This window comes from Chitinilyticum aquatile DSM 21506 (assembly GCF_000430805.1).
Taxonomy (GTDB): domain Bacteria; phylum Pseudomonadota; class Gammaproteobacteria; order Burkholderiales; family Chitinibacteraceae; genus Chitinilyticum; species Chitinilyticum aquatile.
On record NZ_AUMS01000004.1, the window covers coordinates 175,522 to 193,241 of the forward strand.

At 63.8% G+C, this 17,720-nt stretch carries 13 protein-coding genes; 8 read left to right on the forward strand and 5 right to left on the reverse strand.

Annotated elements, in window-relative coordinates; genetic code table 11:
• Positions 1-3: 3 nt before the first annotated feature.
• From H559_RS0103565 to H559_RS0103585, 5 genes are all read left to right on the forward strand, one after another.
• Positions 4-1,206, forward strand: a complete 1,203-nt coding sequence (locus H559_RS0103565; RefSeq protein WP_028451556.1) for an acetate/propionate family kinase — start codon at positions 4-6, stop codon at positions 1,204-1,206.
• 196 nt (positions 1,207-1,402) lie between these two features.
• A complete protein-coding gene (locus tag H559_RS0103570) occupies positions 1,403-3,604 on the forward strand; it encodes a cellulose biosynthesis cyclic di-GMP-binding regulatory protein BcsB (protein WP_034639582.1) in 2,202 nt (733 codons plus the stop codon).
• The gene (locus H559_RS18745) at positions 3,604-5,751 is read left to right on the forward strand and encodes a glycosyl transferase family protein (RefSeq protein WP_051278890.1); all 2,148 of its coding nucleotides are present in this window, start codon (positions 3,604-3,606) and stop codon (positions 5,749-5,751) included. Before H559_RS0103570 ends, H559_RS18745 begins: the two co-directional genes overlap by 1 nt.
• 83 nt (positions 5,752-5,834) lie before the next feature.
• Entirely contained in the window at positions 5,835-8,528 is a 2,694-nt protein-coding gene (locus H559_RS0103580; protein WP_028451558.1) for a cation-translocating P-type ATPase, read from the forward strand.
• Complete coding sequence (locus tag H559_RS0103585; protein WP_028451559.1) at positions 8,528-9,148, forward strand: CBS domain-containing protein; 621 nt, start codon at positions 8,528-8,530, stop codon at positions 9,146-9,148. Before H559_RS0103580 ends, H559_RS0103585 begins: the two co-directional genes overlap by 1 nt.
• A gap of 103 nt (positions 9,149-9,251) precedes the next feature.
• On the opposite strand, the gene H559_RS0103590 is transcribed toward H559_RS0103585, so the two are convergent.
• From H559_RS0103590 to H559_RS0103600, 3 genes are all read right to left on the reverse strand, one after another.
• Positions 9,252-10,832 carry a DHA2 family efflux MFS transporter permease subunit gene (locus H559_RS0103590; RefSeq protein ID WP_051278891.1) on the reverse strand — a complete coding sequence of 527 codons (1,581 nt, stop codon included), beginning with the start codon at positions 10,830-10,832 and terminating at the stop codon, positions 9,252-9,254.
• A gap of 305 nt (positions 10,833-11,137) precedes the next feature.
• Positions 11,138-12,247, reverse strand: a complete 1,110-nt coding sequence (locus tag H559_RS0103595) for an HlyD family secretion protein (protein ID WP_051278892.1) — start codon at positions 12,245-12,247, stop codon at positions 11,138-11,140.
• A 64-nt stretch (positions 12,248-12,311) separates the two neighbouring features.
• Positions 12,312-12,950 carry a TetR/AcrR family transcriptional regulator gene (locus H559_RS0103600; RefSeq protein WP_028451562.1) on the reverse strand — a complete coding sequence of 213 codons (639 nt, stop codon included), beginning with the start codon at positions 12,948-12,950 and terminating at the stop codon, positions 12,312-12,314.
• 192 nt (positions 12,951-13,142) lie between these two features.
• Here H559_RS0103600 and H559_RS0103605 point away from each other — a divergent pair, with 192 nt between their 5' ends.
• The 3 genes from H559_RS0103605 to H559_RS0103615 all read left to right on the forward strand — a co-directional run bounded on the left by H559_RS0103605 (position 13,143) and on the right by H559_RS0103615 (position 16,601).
• A complete protein-coding gene (locus tag H559_RS0103605; protein WP_051278893.1) occupies positions 13,143-14,537 on the forward strand; it encodes a WD40 repeat domain-containing protein in 1,395 nt (464 codons plus the stop codon).
• Between the two features lie 206 nt (positions 14,538-14,743).
• Entirely contained in the window at positions 14,744-15,802 is a 1,059-nt protein-coding gene (locus H559_RS21360; RefSeq protein WP_051278894.1) for a putative signal transducing protein, read from the forward strand.
• Between the two features lie 10 nt (positions 15,803-15,812).
• Positions 15,813-16,601 carry an EI24 domain-containing protein gene (locus H559_RS0103615; RefSeq protein WP_028451564.1) on the forward strand — a complete coding sequence of 263 codons (789 nt, stop codon included), beginning with the start codon at positions 15,813-15,815 and terminating at the stop codon, positions 16,599-16,601.
• Here the strand turns inward: H559_RS0103615 and H559_RS0103620 are convergent.
• Both H559_RS0103620 and H559_RS0103625 read right to left on the reverse strand, forming a co-directional pair.
• A complete protein-coding gene (locus tag H559_RS0103620; protein WP_028451565.1) occupies positions 16,588-17,253 on the reverse strand; it encodes a zinc ribbon domain-containing protein in 666 nt (221 codons plus the stop codon). The two genes, H559_RS0103615 and H559_RS0103620, sit on opposite strands and share 14 nt — an antisense overlap.
• Entirely contained in the window at positions 17,250-17,711 is a 462-nt protein-coding gene (locus tag H559_RS0103625) for a hypothetical protein (protein WP_028451566.1), read from the reverse strand. The genes H559_RS0103620 and H559_RS0103625 overlap by 4 nt, the downstream gene beginning before the upstream one ends.
• Positions 17,712-17,720: the final 9 nt, after the last annotated feature.

A 17,720-nucleotide genomic window follows, 5' to 3' on the forward strand; every position in this document is an offset into this window, starting at 1 on the left:
TCCATGACCGCCCACCAGAACGACCTGATTCTTGTCATCAACGCCGGTTCCAGCAGCATCAAGTTCTCGCTGTTCGAGAACGCGGCCGCTGATCCCGTGCTGCTGTACAAGGGTCTGGCCGAAGGCATCTATGTTGACCCGAAGTTCACCGCGAAAGACGCCGGTGACGCCAAGCTCGTTTCGTCGGAAAGCATTCCCGGCACGGCCAAGAACCATGATGAAGCCCTGCGCCACATGCTGGCGTGGATCAATGGCGTCATCAACGGCCGCAAGATTGCCGTGATCGGCCATCGCGTCGTGCATGGTGGCGTGAAATTCTCCAAGCCCGTTGTCGTGACCAATGACGTCATCACCGAGCTGGAAAAGCTGATCCCGCTGGCGCCGCTGCACGAGCCGCACAACATCACCCCGATCAAGATCCTGCAAGGCCTGCTGCCGGACGTACCGCAGGTCGTCTGCTTCGATACCGCCTTCCACGCCAACCAGCCGGAACTGAACCAGCTCTACGGCCTGCCGTATGAATTCAGCCAGCAGGAAGGCATCCGTCGCTACGGCTTCCACGGCCTGTCCTACGAGTACATCGCCAGCGTGCTGCCGCAGATTGATGCCAAGGCTGCCGCCGGCAAGACTGTCGTCGCTCACCTGGGTAACGGTTCGTCGATGGCTGCGCTGGAAGCCTGCCGGGGCATTGCGTCGACCATGGGCTTTACCGCGCTGGAAGGCCTGCCGATGGGTACCCGCACCGGCTCGATTGATGCCGGCGTCGTTCTGCATCTGCTGAATCACCTGAAGATGGATGCCAAGCAGATTGAAGATCTGCTGTACAAGAAATCCGGTTTGCTGGGCATGTCCGGCATTTCCAGCGACATGCGTGATCTGGAAGCCTCCGACTCGCCGCGCGCCAAGCTGGCCATCGATTATTTCGTTTCCCGCATCGTACGCGAAACCGGCTCGCTGGCCGCTGCACTGCAAGGCTTTGACGCACTGGTATTCACCGCCGGCATCGGCGAAAACGACGCACAGACCCGCGCTGCCGTCTGCGCACAGCTGGGCTGGCTGGGCGTAGCCATCGACCCGGCTGCCAACGCGGTGCGTTCGGGCGAGCCGCGCCGTATCTCGACGGTAGACAGCAAGGTTGCCGTTTACGTGATTCCGACCAATGAAGAGCTGATGATTGCCCGCCAGTCCGAAGCCTGCCTCGGCTAAGCCTCTAGCCGCAGCAAACTCAAAAGCGCCCTGCGGGGCGCTTTTTGTTTCTGGCTGGCTGATTTGCCAATGCCCGTGGAGATAGTTCACTGTCTTTTCCGGACTTTTTCTGTACCATGCAGTAAATATCCCGCAAGTATTCATCGGACTGGATGCCGTTTGCACGTATCGCCGATCTCTCCAGCAGAGGCCATTCATGACTGTACAGAACTATTCCCGCACATTGCTGGCCTGCAGTGCCGCACTCTTCCTCGCCATTGTTCCGGCCCGGGCAGCCAGCGGCCCGGCAGGGAGCCAGTTTGCAGCGTGGCGGGAACAGCCGCTCATCAGCCGCAGCATTTCACTGGCCCAGCTCGCCACCAGCCAGACCATCGTACTCAAGGGGCGCAACAGTACACAGGAATTCTTCTTCCCGGTTCCTGCCGGTATCCCGCTGCAGAACGCCGAGCTGCACTTTGCCGGCCACTATCTGCGCGGCGACGGCGGGCGCACCAATTTGCTGCTGGCCATTGACGGCACTCCAATCAGCAGCCGCAAGCTCGACAGCGATGCCGGCGATGCCAGCCAGGCACTCGCGGTGGGCAACACCCCGCGCCGCAATGGCTTCGTCCAGCTGCGCGTGAACTGGGCCTCGCAGCTGTCCGAACAGATCTGCTCGAACGAACAGACTCCCGGCAATGTACTGAATATCGTGCCGGATACCGCTCTGCGCTACCAGTTCAACCCGGATGCCATCACCACCGTCGCCTCGGCCTGGCAGGCGCTGCCGCCCAGAGTCACGCTGCTGGTGTCCGGCGCCGCCATGAGCCGGGAAAGTTATGACAGCACCTGGCGCATTGGTGTCCAGCTGCAGCAGGGCGGCAAGAAAGTGCAGGTTGCCAGCCTGCCGAAAGTGGGCAGCAGCATCGATCTCGCCACCGTCAGGGTGCCAGATACACTAAAAGGTATTCCCGCATTCGCCTCGATTTCAAAGGGCTCTGGATACTATACCCTTCAGAATGAAGCTGAGGTTGGTGCACTGCTCGCTCTCGGCGAGCTTGGCCCGGTACACGCCGATGTGCTGCTGGATGAACCGGCCTTGCGGCAGGCGATCAAGGAAGCACTGGATGCGCTGGAAGCCCAGATCAGGGCTGCATCCGCCGATGCGGCCGAGCAGTTCACCCTCTGGCGCAACAAGCGCTTCGCACTGCCTGCTGGCCAGGATGTTGCCGTCACACAGTTTGCCGGCCAGCCGGCGATCCTGATAGCCGCCGACAAGGGGCGCCAGGCGGCAACCCTGCTGACCCCGCCCTGGCAGGCGCTGGCGCGCAACCTGAAGCTGACCGTTCCTGTCGCCAGCGATGCCATGGCAGAAGCCCGTGGTACGCTGCTGGATGAGTTCGGCCCACTGTCCGGCAGCATGGATGTGCTGGCCCAGAGCGAGCGACAAGTCAGTTTCGAGCTGCACAGGCTGGCCGGCGCAGGCCAGCTGCCGCAAAAGCTGGTGCTCGATCTGTCTGCCGCACCGAATGCCTCCAAGGAAAAACCGGTGGTGTCGGTCCTGTTCAACGACATGCTGATCGGTGCCAGCCATCTGCAGACCAGCGGCACGATCCAGCGCATCGAAGTCGCCATTCCGCCCTACCTGCTGCAAAGCCGCAATACGGTCACCATCCGTTTCACCCGCCAGCCCTCGGTGCCGCACTGCCACGACATTCCTGCCGCCTATCCGGTTTCCATCCTGCCCAGCAGCCATATCCGCCTGGGCAAGGGCGAGCTGGGTGACGATTTCCTGGGCGTGAGCACCCGCCTGAGCAACGGCGGCACCCTGCTGATGTCGGAAGCACTGCTCGCCAGCCCGCGGGATTCGCTGCCGGGACTGATCAATATTGCCTTTGCTGCCGGTATTTCACCGCAGCGCACGATCAGCCAGTTTGCCGCAGCGGGCCAGCGTCCGGCAGTCAACGGCAATTTTCTGGCTGTCGGAGTGATCCCGGCCGGAACCAATCCGGTCGCACAATTCAAGGGCGGCCAGTTGCTGCTGAGCAATCAGGGGCCACTTCTGGATGTTGCCGAATTGCAGGATGTTGCCATTGCCGAAGTAGTCAGCTCCGGTACACAGGCCGGCATCATTTACCACGGCAGCAAGCAGTCCCTGCCCGCTCTGCCAGCCATGGCCGGTCGAATGCCCCTGTTGGGCAAGGGCAACCTGGCCGCCATCGGCCCCGAGGGCATTCTGCTGACAATTGACCGCAACGACCCGACCGGCGAAAAACTGGCCCGTGACGCCAACCCCCAGTCCATCTGGGACCGCTACTGGTGGGCTTGGTCCACGCTGATCGGCATCATTGTCCTTGCCCTGCTGGCCGCACGCATCACCCAGGTGCGCCGCCGCAACAAGGGTGACACGCAGCTCTGATGTCCTACAGCACGGCGGTCTATTTCGCGGCGTACTACGGCTGGCTGGAAAAGCTGGCCGTGGTGCTGACCGTGCTCATCCTGATTTCCAGCCTCGATGATGTGTTCATCGATCTCTGGTATTGGGGGCGTGAACTGTGGCGCAAGCTGACCATCAAGCGCAGCGCCGAATACCAGCCACTGACCGCCGCGCAGCTGAAAAATCGGGACGAGCAGTACATCGCCATCATGGTGCCGGCCTGGCAGGAATACGACGTCATCGCGCAGATGGTCGAGAACATGATGAGCGTGCTCGACTATCGCCGCTATGTGGTCTTTGTCGGCACCTATTGCAACGACCAGGCCACCATCGATGAGGTCGAGCGCGTGCGCAAGCATTTCCGCCACCTGATCCGGGTAGAGGTGCCGCATGCGGGCCCGACCTGCAAGGCGGATTGCCTGAACTGGATCATCCAGGCCATTTTCAAGCACGAGGCCGAACACGGCATCGAATTTGCCGGTGTCGTGATGCACGATGCCGAAGACGTGTTGCACCCGCTCGAACTGCGTTTCTTCAATTACCTGCTGCCGCGCAAGGACATGATCCAGCTGCCGGTCACCTCGCTGGAACGCGAATGGTTCGAGCTGGTGGCCGGCACCTATATGGATGAATTTGCCGAATGGCACGGCAAGGATCTGGTCGTACGCGAAAGCATTTCCGGCATGGTGCCTTCCGCCGGCGTCGGCACCTGCTTCTCGCGCCGCGCCCTGCTGACCCTGTGCGCCGATACGCAGAACCAGCCCTTCAATACCGCAAGCCTGACCGAGGATTACGACGTCGGCGCACGGCTCGCCGCCAGCGACATGTCGGCGATCTTTGCCCGCTTCCCGGTGCAGTTCCGCGTACACCGCAAAAGCGGCTTCGGCTTGGGTCCCGACCGCGACCTCGTCATCGACATGCCGCTGTGCGTGCGCGAGTATTTCCCGGACACGCTCTACACCGCCTACCGGCAACGCGCGCGCTGGGTACTGGGCATCAGCATGCAGGGCTGGATGCATCTCGGCTGGCAGGGTTCGCTGGCCGACCGCTACCTGCTGTTTCGCGACCGCAAGGGCATCGTGACCTCGCTGCTCAATGTGCTGGCCTATCTGGTGTTCTTCCAGTTTCTCGGCTTCTACATCGCCGCCAAGACCGGCCTGTGGACACTGCACTTTCCGCCGATTTTCGCGCCGGGCAGCTGGCCCCTGCAGATCGCCACCTTCACCGGGCTGATCATGATCAGCCGTGTCGTGCAGCGCTTTTACTTCGTCAACAAACTCTACGGTTGGGAACAGGGGCTGATGTCCATCCCGCGCATGGTGGTCAGCAACCTGATCAACTTCCTCGCCACGCTGCGTGCCTGGAAAATGTTCCTGAACCACCTGTTCATGGGCACGCGACTGGTCTGGGACAAGACCCAGCACCATTTTCCGTCCGCCGCCAAACTGGCCAAGCAGCGCAAACGGCTGGGCGAGCTGCTGCTGAGCTGGCAGGCCATCGAACCCGAACAGCTCGAAGCGGCACTCGACCGGCAGACCGAGTTCAAGCTGCCCGTCGGCCGCCTGCTGCTGACCCAGGGCGCACTGGATGACGAAACACTCGCCGAAGCCATCTCCGCGCAGTATGACCTGGGCCGCGCGGTGCTCACCCGCGACGCCATCCTGGCACAGCATCGGCGCATTCCCTTCGAGTGGTGCATGCGCCGCCGCGCCTTCCCCTTCGGCCAGCAGGACGGACTGACGCAACTGGCCGTCGCGGCGCCGCTGGACGAGGAGTCGCGCCTGCATATGGAAGAACTGCTGGGTGAACCGGTGCGCCAGTACATCGCACGGGAAAGTGAAATTGCCGCCGGTCTGCGCCTGCTGAGCGGCATCACGGATGAGTTCATCGCCGACGGCAAGGCCTCGCTGACCGATCTGATGATCACGCAGGGGCTAGTCGACCGTGCCGCGTTCGATCAGGCGCTCACCGGTTTCGATCTTGACCGGCACGGCAACCTGGCCGACTACATGATTGCCAAGGGCGTTTTCACCCGCGAAAACTACGCTGCAGTGAAGGAATTGCAGCACAGGCAAATTCCGAAGCAGCATGTCGGGCACGCGGATCCCGATGCAGCAGAAGGGCAGTAAACCCTCCCGCAAGGCCGCATTCCTGACCGATTGCTTGCCGGGACACCTTTTCCTGCACCTACAATGGAGGGAGGAGGTGCCCCTTGCCTGCCAATTCCGACCCATCCGGTACTGATCCCCGCTGGCACGCGCTGCCCGCCGACGAGGTGTTTGCACGCCTTGGCAGCAGCCCGGCAGGGCTGGGCCCGGACGAGTGTGCAGAGCGCCTGGCCAGTCATGGCCCGAACCAGTTGCGGGAGAAAACACCACGCCCCGCCTGGCGGCGCTTTGCCGACCAGTTCCGCAACCTGCTGGTCATCGTGCTGCTGGCCGCCGGCGTGCTCGCAGCCGTCGTCGGTGACCTGAAAGACGCTGCCGTGATCGTCGCCGTCACGCTGATCAACGCCACGCTGGGTTTCATCCAGGAAAACCGCGCCGAAGCCGCGCTTGCCGCGCTGAAAGCGATGCTGGCACAGACGGCGCGCGTACGCCGCGACGGGCAGAACAGCCTGATTCCGGCGCACGAGCTGGTTCCCGGCGACATCCTGCTGCTGGAAGCCGGCGACCGCGCCCCCGCCGACGCCCGCGTGCTGGTCGCCCACAGTGCCGAAATGGCCGAAGCAGCGCTGACCGGCGAATCGCACCCCGTCCCCAAGACGCCGGACACGCTGACTGCGGACACCCTGCTCGCCGAGCGCAGCAATATGGTCTACATGAACACGGTGCTGACTCACGGCCGGATCGAGGCCATCGTCACCGCCACCGGCATGCACACCGAAATGGGACGGCTCGCCAATCTGCTGGCCGACACGGCCGAGGGCGCCACGCCGCTGCAGATCCAGCTCGACCAGCTCGGCAAGAGGCTCGCGCTGATCGCCGGGCTGGTGGTCACGCTGATTTTCGTGCTGGGCGTCATGCGCGGTGACGATCTGGCCAGCACCATCATGACCGCCATCGCCCTGGCGGTGGCCGCCATTCCGGAAGGGCTGCCGGCGGTGGTCACCGTCACGCTGGCGCTGGGGATGCACCGCATGGCCAGCCAGCACGCCATCGTGAAAAAGCTCGCCGCCGTTGAAACGCTGGGCTGCACCACCGTCATCTGCTCGGACAAGACCGGCACGCTCACGCAGAACCGCATGACGGTGCGCCAGCTACATTTCGCCGGCCAGCGCTACCAGGTCAGCGGTGATGGTTACGCGGGCGGCGGCGGCATCCGCGCTCCCAGTGGCGATCCCCTGCCCGACCTGCGCGCACTGCTCCTGCCGGCCGCGCTCTGCAACGATGCACGCATCCACGACGGCGAACTGATCGGCGACCCGACCGAAGGCGCCTTGCTGGCACTCGCCACGCGCGGCGGCATCGACCTTGATGAAGCGCTCGCCAGGCATCCGCGCATTGCCGAAATCCCTTTCGATTCGGCGCACAAGTTCATGGCGACCTTCCACCACGATGGCGAGCGCGTGCGCATGTGGCTCAAGGGCGCGCCCGATGTCCTGCTGGCCAGATCAAGCCGCTGGCACAGCCATACATACCAGCCCATGACACTATCAGACCTTGACATAAAAGGGCTGCAGAGCAATACCCGTGAGATGGCCAATGATGCGATGCGGGTGCTGGCACTGGCAACACGCGACATTCCGGCCGCCGACTTCGACCCGGCCGCCGATCTGATGCAATGGGCCAACTGCCTGACCATCACCGGGCTGGTCGGCATGATCGACCCGCCCCGCCCGGAAGCCGCCGCCGCCATTGCCACCTGCCAGCAGGCCGGCATCGCGGTGAAAATGATCACCGGCGACCATCGCATCACTGCGGCCGCCATCGCGCGCGAGCTCGGCATCCATGGCGAGGTGTGCGAGGGCAGCGAACTCGACCGGCTCGACGATGCCGCGCTGGCCCGTATCGTGGCCGGCTGCGCCGTTTTTGCCCGCGTCGCGCCGGAACACAAGATGCGCATCATTGCTGCGCTACAGACGCACGGCCATGTCGTCGCCATGACCGGCGACGGCGTGAACGATGCACCGGCGCTGAAAGTGGCCGATATCGGCATCGCCATGGGCCAGGGCGGCACAGCCGTCACCCGTGAAGCGGCAGCGATGGTGCTCACCGACGACAATTTCGCCAGCATCGTGCATGCGGTGAAAGAAGGCCGCACGATCTACGACAATATCGTCAAATTCGTGCGTTTCCAGCTCTCGACCAACCTCGGCGCGATATTCACCGTGCTCGGCGCTCCGCTACTCGGGTTGCCCACGCCATTCACCGCCATCCAGATCCTGTGGGTCAACATCATCATGGACGGCCCGCCGGCCATGACGCTGGGCGTCGAGCCGGCCCGCAACGGCATCATGCAGACCCCGCCGCGCGCCAGCGATGCGCACATCCTCACCGGCACGCGCCTGCTGCGCATCGCGCTGTACGGCATCACGATGGCCACCGGCACACTGGCGGCCTACCTGATCGGTGAACAGAGCGGCGGCCAGACCTACGCGACGACACTGGCCTTCACCACCTTCGTGCTGTTCCAGTTCTTCAATATCTTCAACGCCCGCTGCGAATTCGGCAGCGCCTTCAATGCGCAGTTTTTCAGCAATGGCAAGCTGTGGCTGGCACTGGCCGGCGTGCTGGCCATGCAGGTGCTGGCCGTGCACTGGGCACCCGCGCAGACGATTTTCAGCACCACCGACCTCGGCCTGGGCGACTGGCTGCTGGCCTTCGGCATTGCTTCGACCACGCTGCTGCTGGAAGAAGCCCGCAAGCTCGGGCTGCTGCTGTGGCAGAAGGCAAGGGGGCGCTAGTGTTTTCTGTTTACGGCATTACCGGTCGCGTCTTTCACGGCACACCCGGCGAGCTGGATGCCGTGCCGGCGCTGTGGCCGGGGCGGCGCATTGCTCCGGTCGGCCAGCAGAACAACGAATCCGCCAATACCTTCCAGCTGCCGCTGCAGGGCAAGGTGGCACAGGCAAAGTATGCGGCACAGCAGCAGCTGGATCACGAACGTGGCCCGGTGTTCGAGTGCCGCCAGATCATGCGCAGCCCGGTCATTACCGTCGCTGCCGGCCAGAGCGTGCAGGCGGCGTGGCAGATCCTGCAGCAGCACGGCATCCACCAGTGCCCCGTGCTGCAGGATGGCCGGCTGGTCGGCCTCGTCAGCGACCGCGACCTGCTGACCGCGCTGGTGATTGCCGATGGCGTTGCGCGCGAAGTACTGCAGCGGCAGGTCGCCGACGTGATGCGCACGCCGGTGCTCAGCGCCGACCCGGGTACGGATGTCCGCCACCTGACCGCGTTGCTGCTGACCCAGCATCTGGATGGCATCCCGATTCTCGGCAGCGATGAAACGCTGCTCGGCTTTGTTTCCAAAACCGATATCCTGCGGGCGGTCAGCACCGAGCCGGCACTGAGCCTGTGGGGCTAGGCTCTCAGTACGTCACTGGGTATATTTTCATAGCCATTAAATTTAAATGGTTATGGCAATATACCCATGAAATCACCTTGAAACAGCAAGCACCGGCAGCACGCTAATGCGCAACGTCTGCTGAAGCCGCCACCTGCTGTTTCTTCATCAGCACCAGCAGCGGCAGAGTCAGCAGCATTGCCAGGCCGAACAGCATGAAGAGGTGGTCGTAGGCCAGCATCAGCGCCTGTTTCTGCACCTGCTGGGCCAGCAAGGCGTGCGCGGCATGATCCGCGCCGGGGCCGGGCAGGCCGCTGGCCAGCAGGCGTGCCTTCAGCAGCGCCAGCCGTTCCGCAGCAAAGGAGCCGCTGAGGTGTTCGAGCAGCACGTCGTTCTTCATGTGCGACAGCTTGGTCGAAAACGTCGCCGACAGCGCAATGCCGACGCTGCCGCCCAGCTGGCGCGTGAGGTTGTACAGCCCCGTCGCACTGCCGATCTGCAGCGGCTGCAGATTGGCCATGCTCAGGTTGTTCAGCGGCATGAAGATCATGCCGAGGCCGATGCCACGGATCACCAGTGGCAGCATGAAATCCCAGGTACCCGATTGCGTGGTGAAGTGGTAATGCAGCCACATCGAATACACGAAAAGCGTGGCCCCGCAGACGATCAGCAGACGCGCCGGGAAGCCCTTGCTGATCAGGCGGGCCGAAACCGGCATGATGAGGCCGGACGCGAGCGCCGAAGGCAGGATCAGGAGACCCGTCTGCCAGGCCGAATAACCCATCAGCGTCTGCAGATACACCGGAAAGATGAATACCGTGGCAAACAGCGAGGCGCCGAGGAAAAAGGTGATGACGAGGCCGGTGGCGAACTGCGTGTCCTTGCACACGCGCAGGTCAACCAGCGGATGCAGGTGCTCGAGCTGGCGGATGATGAAGGCACCCAGCGCGGCAATGCTGATGACGGCGTAGCTCACCACTTCCCAGGAATCGAACCAGTCCAGCCGCTCGCCGCGCTCCAGCATCAGCTGCAGCGCGCCAATGCCGGCCGCCATCAGCAGCAGGCCCGTGAAATCGATGTGCGACACCTTCTGCCGCAGCCGCGATTCCGGCACATACAGCAGCACCAGCAGCAGGGCCAACAGGCCCAGCGGCAGGTTGATGTAGAAAATCCACGGCCAGCTGTACTGGTCGGTGAGCCAGCCGCCCACGGTCGGCCCCAGCATCGGCCCGAGCATGATGCCCATGCCGAAAATCGCCATCGCCGCGCCCATTTCCCTGGCCGGAAACACCTCGAACATCGTCGATTGTGCGGTGGCGATCAGCCCGCCGCCACCCAGGCCCTGCACGATGCGCCAGAACACCATTTCCGGCAACGTGCTGGCATTGCCGCAGGCAATCGACGCGACAATAAAGAGGGCGACCGACAGCAGCAGATAATTGCGGCGGCCAAAGAGATTGCCAAGAAAGCCGGAAATCGGCAGCACGATCACGTTGGCGACCACATAACCGATCGACACCCAGGTGATTTCATCCAGCGTCGCGCCCAGCGTGCCCATCATGTGGGGGATGGCGACATTGACGATGCTGGTGTCGAGCAATTCCAGCACGCAGGCCAGCGTTACCGTCATCGCGATGATGTAGCGGTTGGCGTAGATGCTGGCGTCGTCCTGCGAGCGCGACAGGCCGGGGAGGACAGGCTTCATGGCTTCACTTTCGACTTCATTATGTTTGATGCCTACGGCATGGTGTTTTGATGCCGGGGGTGCCCGGCTGCACGTCAGGGGACTTGTCTTGCCAAGCCCCCCGACACCCCCAAGGCGCGCCCGGCCGGCTGCCCTGCTGCGCAGGGTTCCCTGCGATGCTCGCAATCAACAGCGCGGGTTCGAAACTCGTCCTTCGGGCTCAAACATCTCACCCGCGAAACCCTGTTGATTACTGTGCTTCTCGGCAGCCTTAAGGGCGATCTCTTACTAAAAAGGGCACTGGATATCCAGCCTTGCAAACGCATTCAGCGCGTCAGGATAGTCACGTCAACCGACAACCCCGGCCGCAGTGTCACACCGGCGGGCAGCGGATCAAGGCGGATCTTCACCGGCATGCGCTGCACCACCTTGGTGAAATTGCCAGTGGCATTGTCAGGCGGCAGGAGCGTGAAACGCGCGCCGGTGGCCGGGCTGAAGGAATCGACCCGGCCGGTGAGCGTGATGCCGGGCAGCGCATCGACGCGCACTTCGGCTTTCTGGCCCGGTTTCACCTCGGCAACTTCGGTTTCCTTCAGGTTCGCGGTTACCCACAGATTGCGGGTGTCGACCAGATACATCAGCGTCTGGCCGGCCTGGATCATCTGGCCGGGCTCGACCGTGCGTTTGCTCACCACACCGCTGGCCGGCGCCACGACACGGGTATCCGCCAGCTGGTTCTTCGCCAGTGCCAGCGCCGCTTCCGCAGCCAGCGTCTTCGCTTCGGCCGATTTCAGCCCGGCGCCGGACACCGCCACCTGCTGGCGTGCGGCAACGGCCTGCTCCATCACGGCGTTTTTCTGCGCAATCAGGCTCTGCACACGCGCTTCGGCCACCTGCACGCTGGTCTCGGCTGCATCGAGCTGCGCCTGGCTGACCATTTTCTGCGCAGCCAGTTCGCGCGAGCGTTGCAGGTCATTGCGTGCCTTGGCGGCCGTCGCCCGCGCCTCGGCAATCGCCGTTTCGGCCGCCTGCCCCTGTGCAGCGGCGGCAGCGGCGGCGGCATTGGCCGCACCGATTTTCGCCAGTGCCTCGCCAGGCTGACCGCTCTGCCCGGACGACGCCAACGCGTTGCGCCAGTCGGCCTCGGCCTGCGCCACTTTCGCGATGTAGTCGCGCGGGTCGATTTCGACCAGCGCCTGCCCGCGCGTCACCGCCGTGTTGTCTTCCACCGGCACCTGCAGCACATAGCCACCGACACGCGCCGAGACCGGAATGATGTGGCCTTCGACCTGCGCATTGTCGGTGCCGACATGGCCGTGCGCCCACCAGAGGCGCCAGCCGATCACGGCGGCGACCACCAGCAGGATGCCGCCGAGAATCTTGCGGGCCCTGTTCTGGCGCGGCGGAGGCGTCACTGTTTTCTCTTGTTCACTCATAATCCGTTTCCTTGTTGCCGGTCAGGCCGGGCAGACAGGCTGGCGCACCGCCAGCCCGTATTCTTCAAACGAGCGGGCGCAGCAGGCCGTGCTGCAGCATGGCAATCTGCAGCTCCGCGTAATGCGCCGGGTCAACCGGCCGGCCGTCGTAATCGCCGTAGGTGTTGCGCCAGATATTGGCCAGCAGCAGCGGTGCCAGCAGCTGGCGCGGCGTATGCACCAGATCCACTTCCCGGAAAACCTGCGCGGCAATGCCTTCGCTCAGGATGGCGCGCACCACGTCATGCAAGCGGTAGACAACTTCAGTGGCATAAAACTGCGCCAGCTCGGGGAAATTGCCGGCTTCAGAAAGCACCAGCTTGGAAATGCAGCCGTCGCTTTCGTTGAGCCCCTGTGCCAGCAGGCGCAGCACCAGTTGCAGCCTGGCAACGGGCCCATCCGGGCACGCAGCCACGGTCTGCGCCAGCCGGTCGATGTTCGGAATGACGCTTTCCTGCACCACGGCCTTGAACAAGGCTTCCTTGCTCGGGAAATAGAGGTAGAGCGTGCCCTTGGTCACGCCGGCCGCCGCGGCGACATCGTCCAGCTTGGTCGCGGCAAAGCCGCGTTCGTGAAACAAACGCAAGGCGGCAGCGGTGATTTCCGAGGGTCTGGCGTCCTTGCGCCGTTGCCGGCGGGAAGGCTGATCGCGGTGTTCGTCCATGATGACACACACTTAATGACTGACTGGTCAGTTATTAAACCGGAGCGGAGCGAATGCGGCAAGCGCGTGAGTGCAACGGGATGTGCAAACGGCAGTGCTGTCACCACCGTCACACACAATTTCCGCCATTCATTTCATCAATCTGACAAAATCCCCCCGGCTTTGCATCTTCATCACCCGGACACCCTTGCCATGCCCATCGCCCATCCCGAACAGAAACTTGCCATGGCCCGCCACCGCCAGGCGATGACCCTGCACTTGAACGACAGTGCCCGGCAGAACTGGCAACGCCTCGCGCAGGCCTGGGGCGCCGCCATCAATGACTATGTCCGCATCGGCAACGACTACGGCTGGGATGTGGCCGGTGAGCAGCCGGAGTTGCCCGGGATGCAACCCCTCTACCCTGCGCTGCTGGAAGCACTGCGTGCCGCCAATGCCGGCGGTGACGCAGCGATCCGCCAATTGCGCGAGGACTGGCCACCCAGCCCCGATCTGTATGCCGGCCTGCTTGAGGGCAATGCCCAGGCCATTTCCCAACTGGCCGTACTGGCCGATGGCAGCGTACTGGCACGCATCGGCGCCAGCTATGAAACACCCCGCTGCGTACGACTCCGGCAAGGCCAGTGCGAGCAGCTGGATTCCGCCCTGCTCGGCTTCGGCCTATCCGGCGACGGCCGGCTGCTGGCCCTGGCAACCATCGAGGGCATTGCCATTCACGCCGGCTGGCAGGGGGAACGGCTAGCCATGCTGGCGTGGCCCACTGGCGCCGAGGGCCTGCCCTACGGGCTGGCGCTGGCAGAGAACCCGCGCAACTTTGAAATCGAGGCGCTGCAGCCCTTCCCCGACGGCCAGCGCGTGCTGCTGGCCTGCCGCAGCGGCGTGTATGTACTGGCTGCAGGCGGAGCGACCCGGCTGCATCCCGATGCCGGACGCTTGCACGAGCTGGCGCGCGACAGTGGCAGCAAGCGCAGTGGCATGCCACTGGAAATCGACCTCGACATGGTGCATGCCGCACTGTCAGCGGACGGACAATGGATTGCCGCCGGTGACCAGTGCAGCGTGCACGTCCTGTTTGATGCCGCACTCAAGCCCGTCGGCCACATCGGCCCGCACAGCGAGTACCCGCACTACGCCGTGTTTGCGGCAGACAGCCGCCAGGTTCTGCTGAATGCCTGCCATCTCTACAACGGCTGCAGCATCGGCGTGAATCGCGAACACTGGATCGGACTGGATACCGATTACTACGACGACACCCATCCGGCCATCACCACGCTGCAGGAGGGCGCACGCGTCTATGCCGCCGTCAGCCGCGCCAGCGAATACATCGTCGGCGATGCCCACGGCTATCTGCGCGCCTTCGGCCATGATGGCACGCCGCACTGGACGCACTTCGTCGGCTCGACCATCAGCAGCATGGCACTGTCCGGCGACGGCAAAACGCTGGCAGTCGGCAGCTATGGCGGCGCAATCAGCCTGATCGCGCTGGACAGCGGTGAACGCGATGCCTGGCAGATCGGCACCGGCCCGCATCGCGAGCGTGAACGCTGGCTGTTCTGGCAGCAGGAAGCCACACCGCTGCGCTGGTAAATACAAGGGTATATCGACGAAACCTTTTATCATGAATGGCTACATGTATATACCCACCCTATCAACAATGAACAGCACGATACGCTGAGGCAGGGTCGCCAGTCCGGCCGGCTGAAATCAGACATGACGCCCCCGCTTTCTGACAAGAATCGTCATTATTGTGCGCTATCGCGTATCATCCCTAACTTTGCAGCCAAGATCCCGCAATGAGCGAAACACCATCTGCCCCGTCCGCCTTGCCGCCGCCCGACCCGGCCGAGCTGGTTACCCTCACGCGTTTCGAGCTGGCCATCGATGCCGAAATGGTCAGAAGCCTGCTCGCCAGCGCCGGCATACCGGCGCAGCTGGCCGACCTGAATACGGTCAATGCCTATGGCGTGCTGGGCAATGCGCTGGGCGGAATCCGCCTGCTGGTGCAGGAGCGCGATTTGCCGGAAGCCACGGCGCTGCTGGCCGACTACCGCGCCGGCACGCTGGCGCTGGACGATGAGGACGAGGCCGTGCCTGCCGCCAGCCCGGCCGCGCCCGACCCGATGCCCGCGCTGTGGCACCCGGACTGGGCCGCCGCGATCGGCCTGCTGCTGGGTCCGCTGTTTCCGATGCTGCTGCATTACCAGAACTGGTGCCGCATTGGCGACCATGCTGCCCGCCGCCGCAGCCTGACCTGGCTGCTGGCAACGCTGAGCGGCGTACTGGGCATCAGCGCCTATATGCTGTGGATTGCCCGCGATCTGCACAGTGGCATGGGCATTTTCATGCTGCTGTCCTTTCCGGTGCTGGTGCTCTGGTATTTCTGCGCAGGGCGCAAGCAGGCGCAGACGATGCTGGGCTGGACTTATCCGCGCCGGCCGATGGGGCTGGCGATGCTGCTGGGCACCCTCGTCCTGCTCGGCTCCGGGTTTGCGCTGGGCATCCTTCATGGCATCAGCAACGATCCGCTCAGCCGGCTGCTCGTCGAAGTGGCGCGCGAGGATGTCAAAAACGGCCTGCCCTACAGTATTGATGCGAATACCCGCCACATTGCCGTCAGTGCCAGCGGCAAAATTCTGACCGATACCTTCGAGTTGCAGGGTGATGCGCTGGCGACCGAAGCGATCAGCAACTTTCTGGCGTTCCGCCAGGCAGAGGTTTGTCAGGATGACGTCTCACGGGAGCTCTTGAATCAGGGCATGATCAACGAAATCCTGATCGTCGACGGCCAGCACAATCCGGTACAACGTCATTACATCACGCTAGACAACTGTCATTCCGGTGACGACAGCTAGGCCACCCCGCATGGATTCTGCCCTCACAACCGCCTTCGGCCGCGCCTTTGTCCAATTCTTCAGCGGCCGCGTCATCATGGCGCTGCTGCTGGCCTTTGCCCTGGCAGCAGTCGGTGCCGGCCTCATCGGCTGGTATGCCGCGCAGGTAATGCACGAACTCACGCATCTGCACCTGCTGCTGCCGCTGCGCGCACTGGCACCCGCACAGGTCGCTGCGCTGGAAAACAATGCCTTCTACCACTACGTGCTGGTGCCCATCATCGAATGGGGCAAGATCATCGGCATCGTCATGCTGAGCTGGTATGTGCTGCTGTATGCCTGCCAGCTGCTGCTGGCACTGTGCACGACGCGCGGGCTGGCGCAGCGGGCGGGAAAGCGCCACCTGCCGCAGCTGGCAGCACGGCAGGGTGGCTCGCTGGCGTATTCGCTGCTGCACGCCACTGTCACGCTGCTGCTGGCCGCACTGCTGTTTGTCGCCGCCGTACCGCTCTTCCTGATTTTCGGCCTGGTGTGGATGCTGCTGTGGATCGGCCTTTCCGCCTACATCAACCAGCGCATGTTCCGCTATGAAGCGCTGGCCCATCACGCGACACCCGAGGAATACCGGGAGATACTGGCCCGGCATCGCCCGGCTTACTGGTGGATCGGTGGCAGCAGTGCCATCCTGATGACGATCCCGCTGGTGCAGTTTGTCGTCCCGATGTTCACCGCGCTGTGGACCGTGCATTTTTCGCTGCTGGCGCTGGAACACCTGCGCCGGGCACCAGATCAGGAACAGCAGGCCGTCATGGCGGGCTGAGGCGCCGCTGCCACTGTGCAAGTTCGCGGCCGAAATCGGCATGGGCGACCAGCTCGGGCGGGCGCGGCAGCGTTTCTGCGCCGGCATGCACCTCCCAGGCCGCCTCGTGCGCCAGTTTGGGGATGATGTAAGCTTGCGCGATGCGGCCATCGCCGGGCTCATACGTCACCACGGCGGTGCATGACGGGCAAGACAGATTGCTGGCACAAAACAGCAGCGGCAGTGGCAAGGGCGTGCCGCACTGGGTGCAGAAGATCTGGCGCGGCAGGCGCGGCGCGAGCCGGGCCCATATCATGCGGCTGGCATCGGCATGCAGGCGCACTTCGAATTCTTCAAAGGCGGCATCCAGTCCGTCGCGCAGCGCACGGGCCTTGGCAAATTCCCGCGCCTCCTGCTGCGCGCTGGCGCCGGCAGCATCAAACGCCGCCGACACCTGATGCAGCCAGGCGGCGTCAGCTTTTTCCGCCAGATCAAGCAGGCGCTGGCGCACTGCCGGCAGCGCATTGCTCATGGCGGTTGGCTCGCCATCGTGCTGGTGAAAGAGCGCCAGACAACCCTCACGTGCTTCATCCAGCACCGCATCGGCCCGCGTGCGGATGCGCGCCAGAAAATCGTCCCAGCGCCGGATCAGCGCCAGCAGGTCTTCACTCATAACACAGCCTGTCCGCAATAGCGGCAAAGCGTCTCGGTTTCCGCCGCGCGTGGCGAGCCGCAACTGCGGCAGCGTATCGTAGTCGCACGGGCTGGTACACCGCCGGCCAGATGGCGCGGACTGCTGGCCGCCGCATTGGCAAACACCGCCGCCAGCGGCGTGGCCGGGCGCAGATGCGCCAGATACTCCTCCTGGAGCGCGGCGACACCCGCCCGCAGGTGGCGGCGAAATGCGGCAAATCCGGCGAGCGCAGGATCGCTGCGCTGCAGGGTCCAGGCGGTCTCCTCGAAGCAGGCCGCCAGCGCTTCGGCCTCGCGGCGGAACTCATCCAGCGGCAGCGCCTGCCCGACGGCACGTGCCAGCAATGCGGCAGCGGCTTGGTCGAAATCGGCACGCAGACGCTCAAAGGGCGGGCTGCTTGCTGGCGCCTTGCCGCGCAGACGGGGCTGGCTTGTCATTCCGATCGC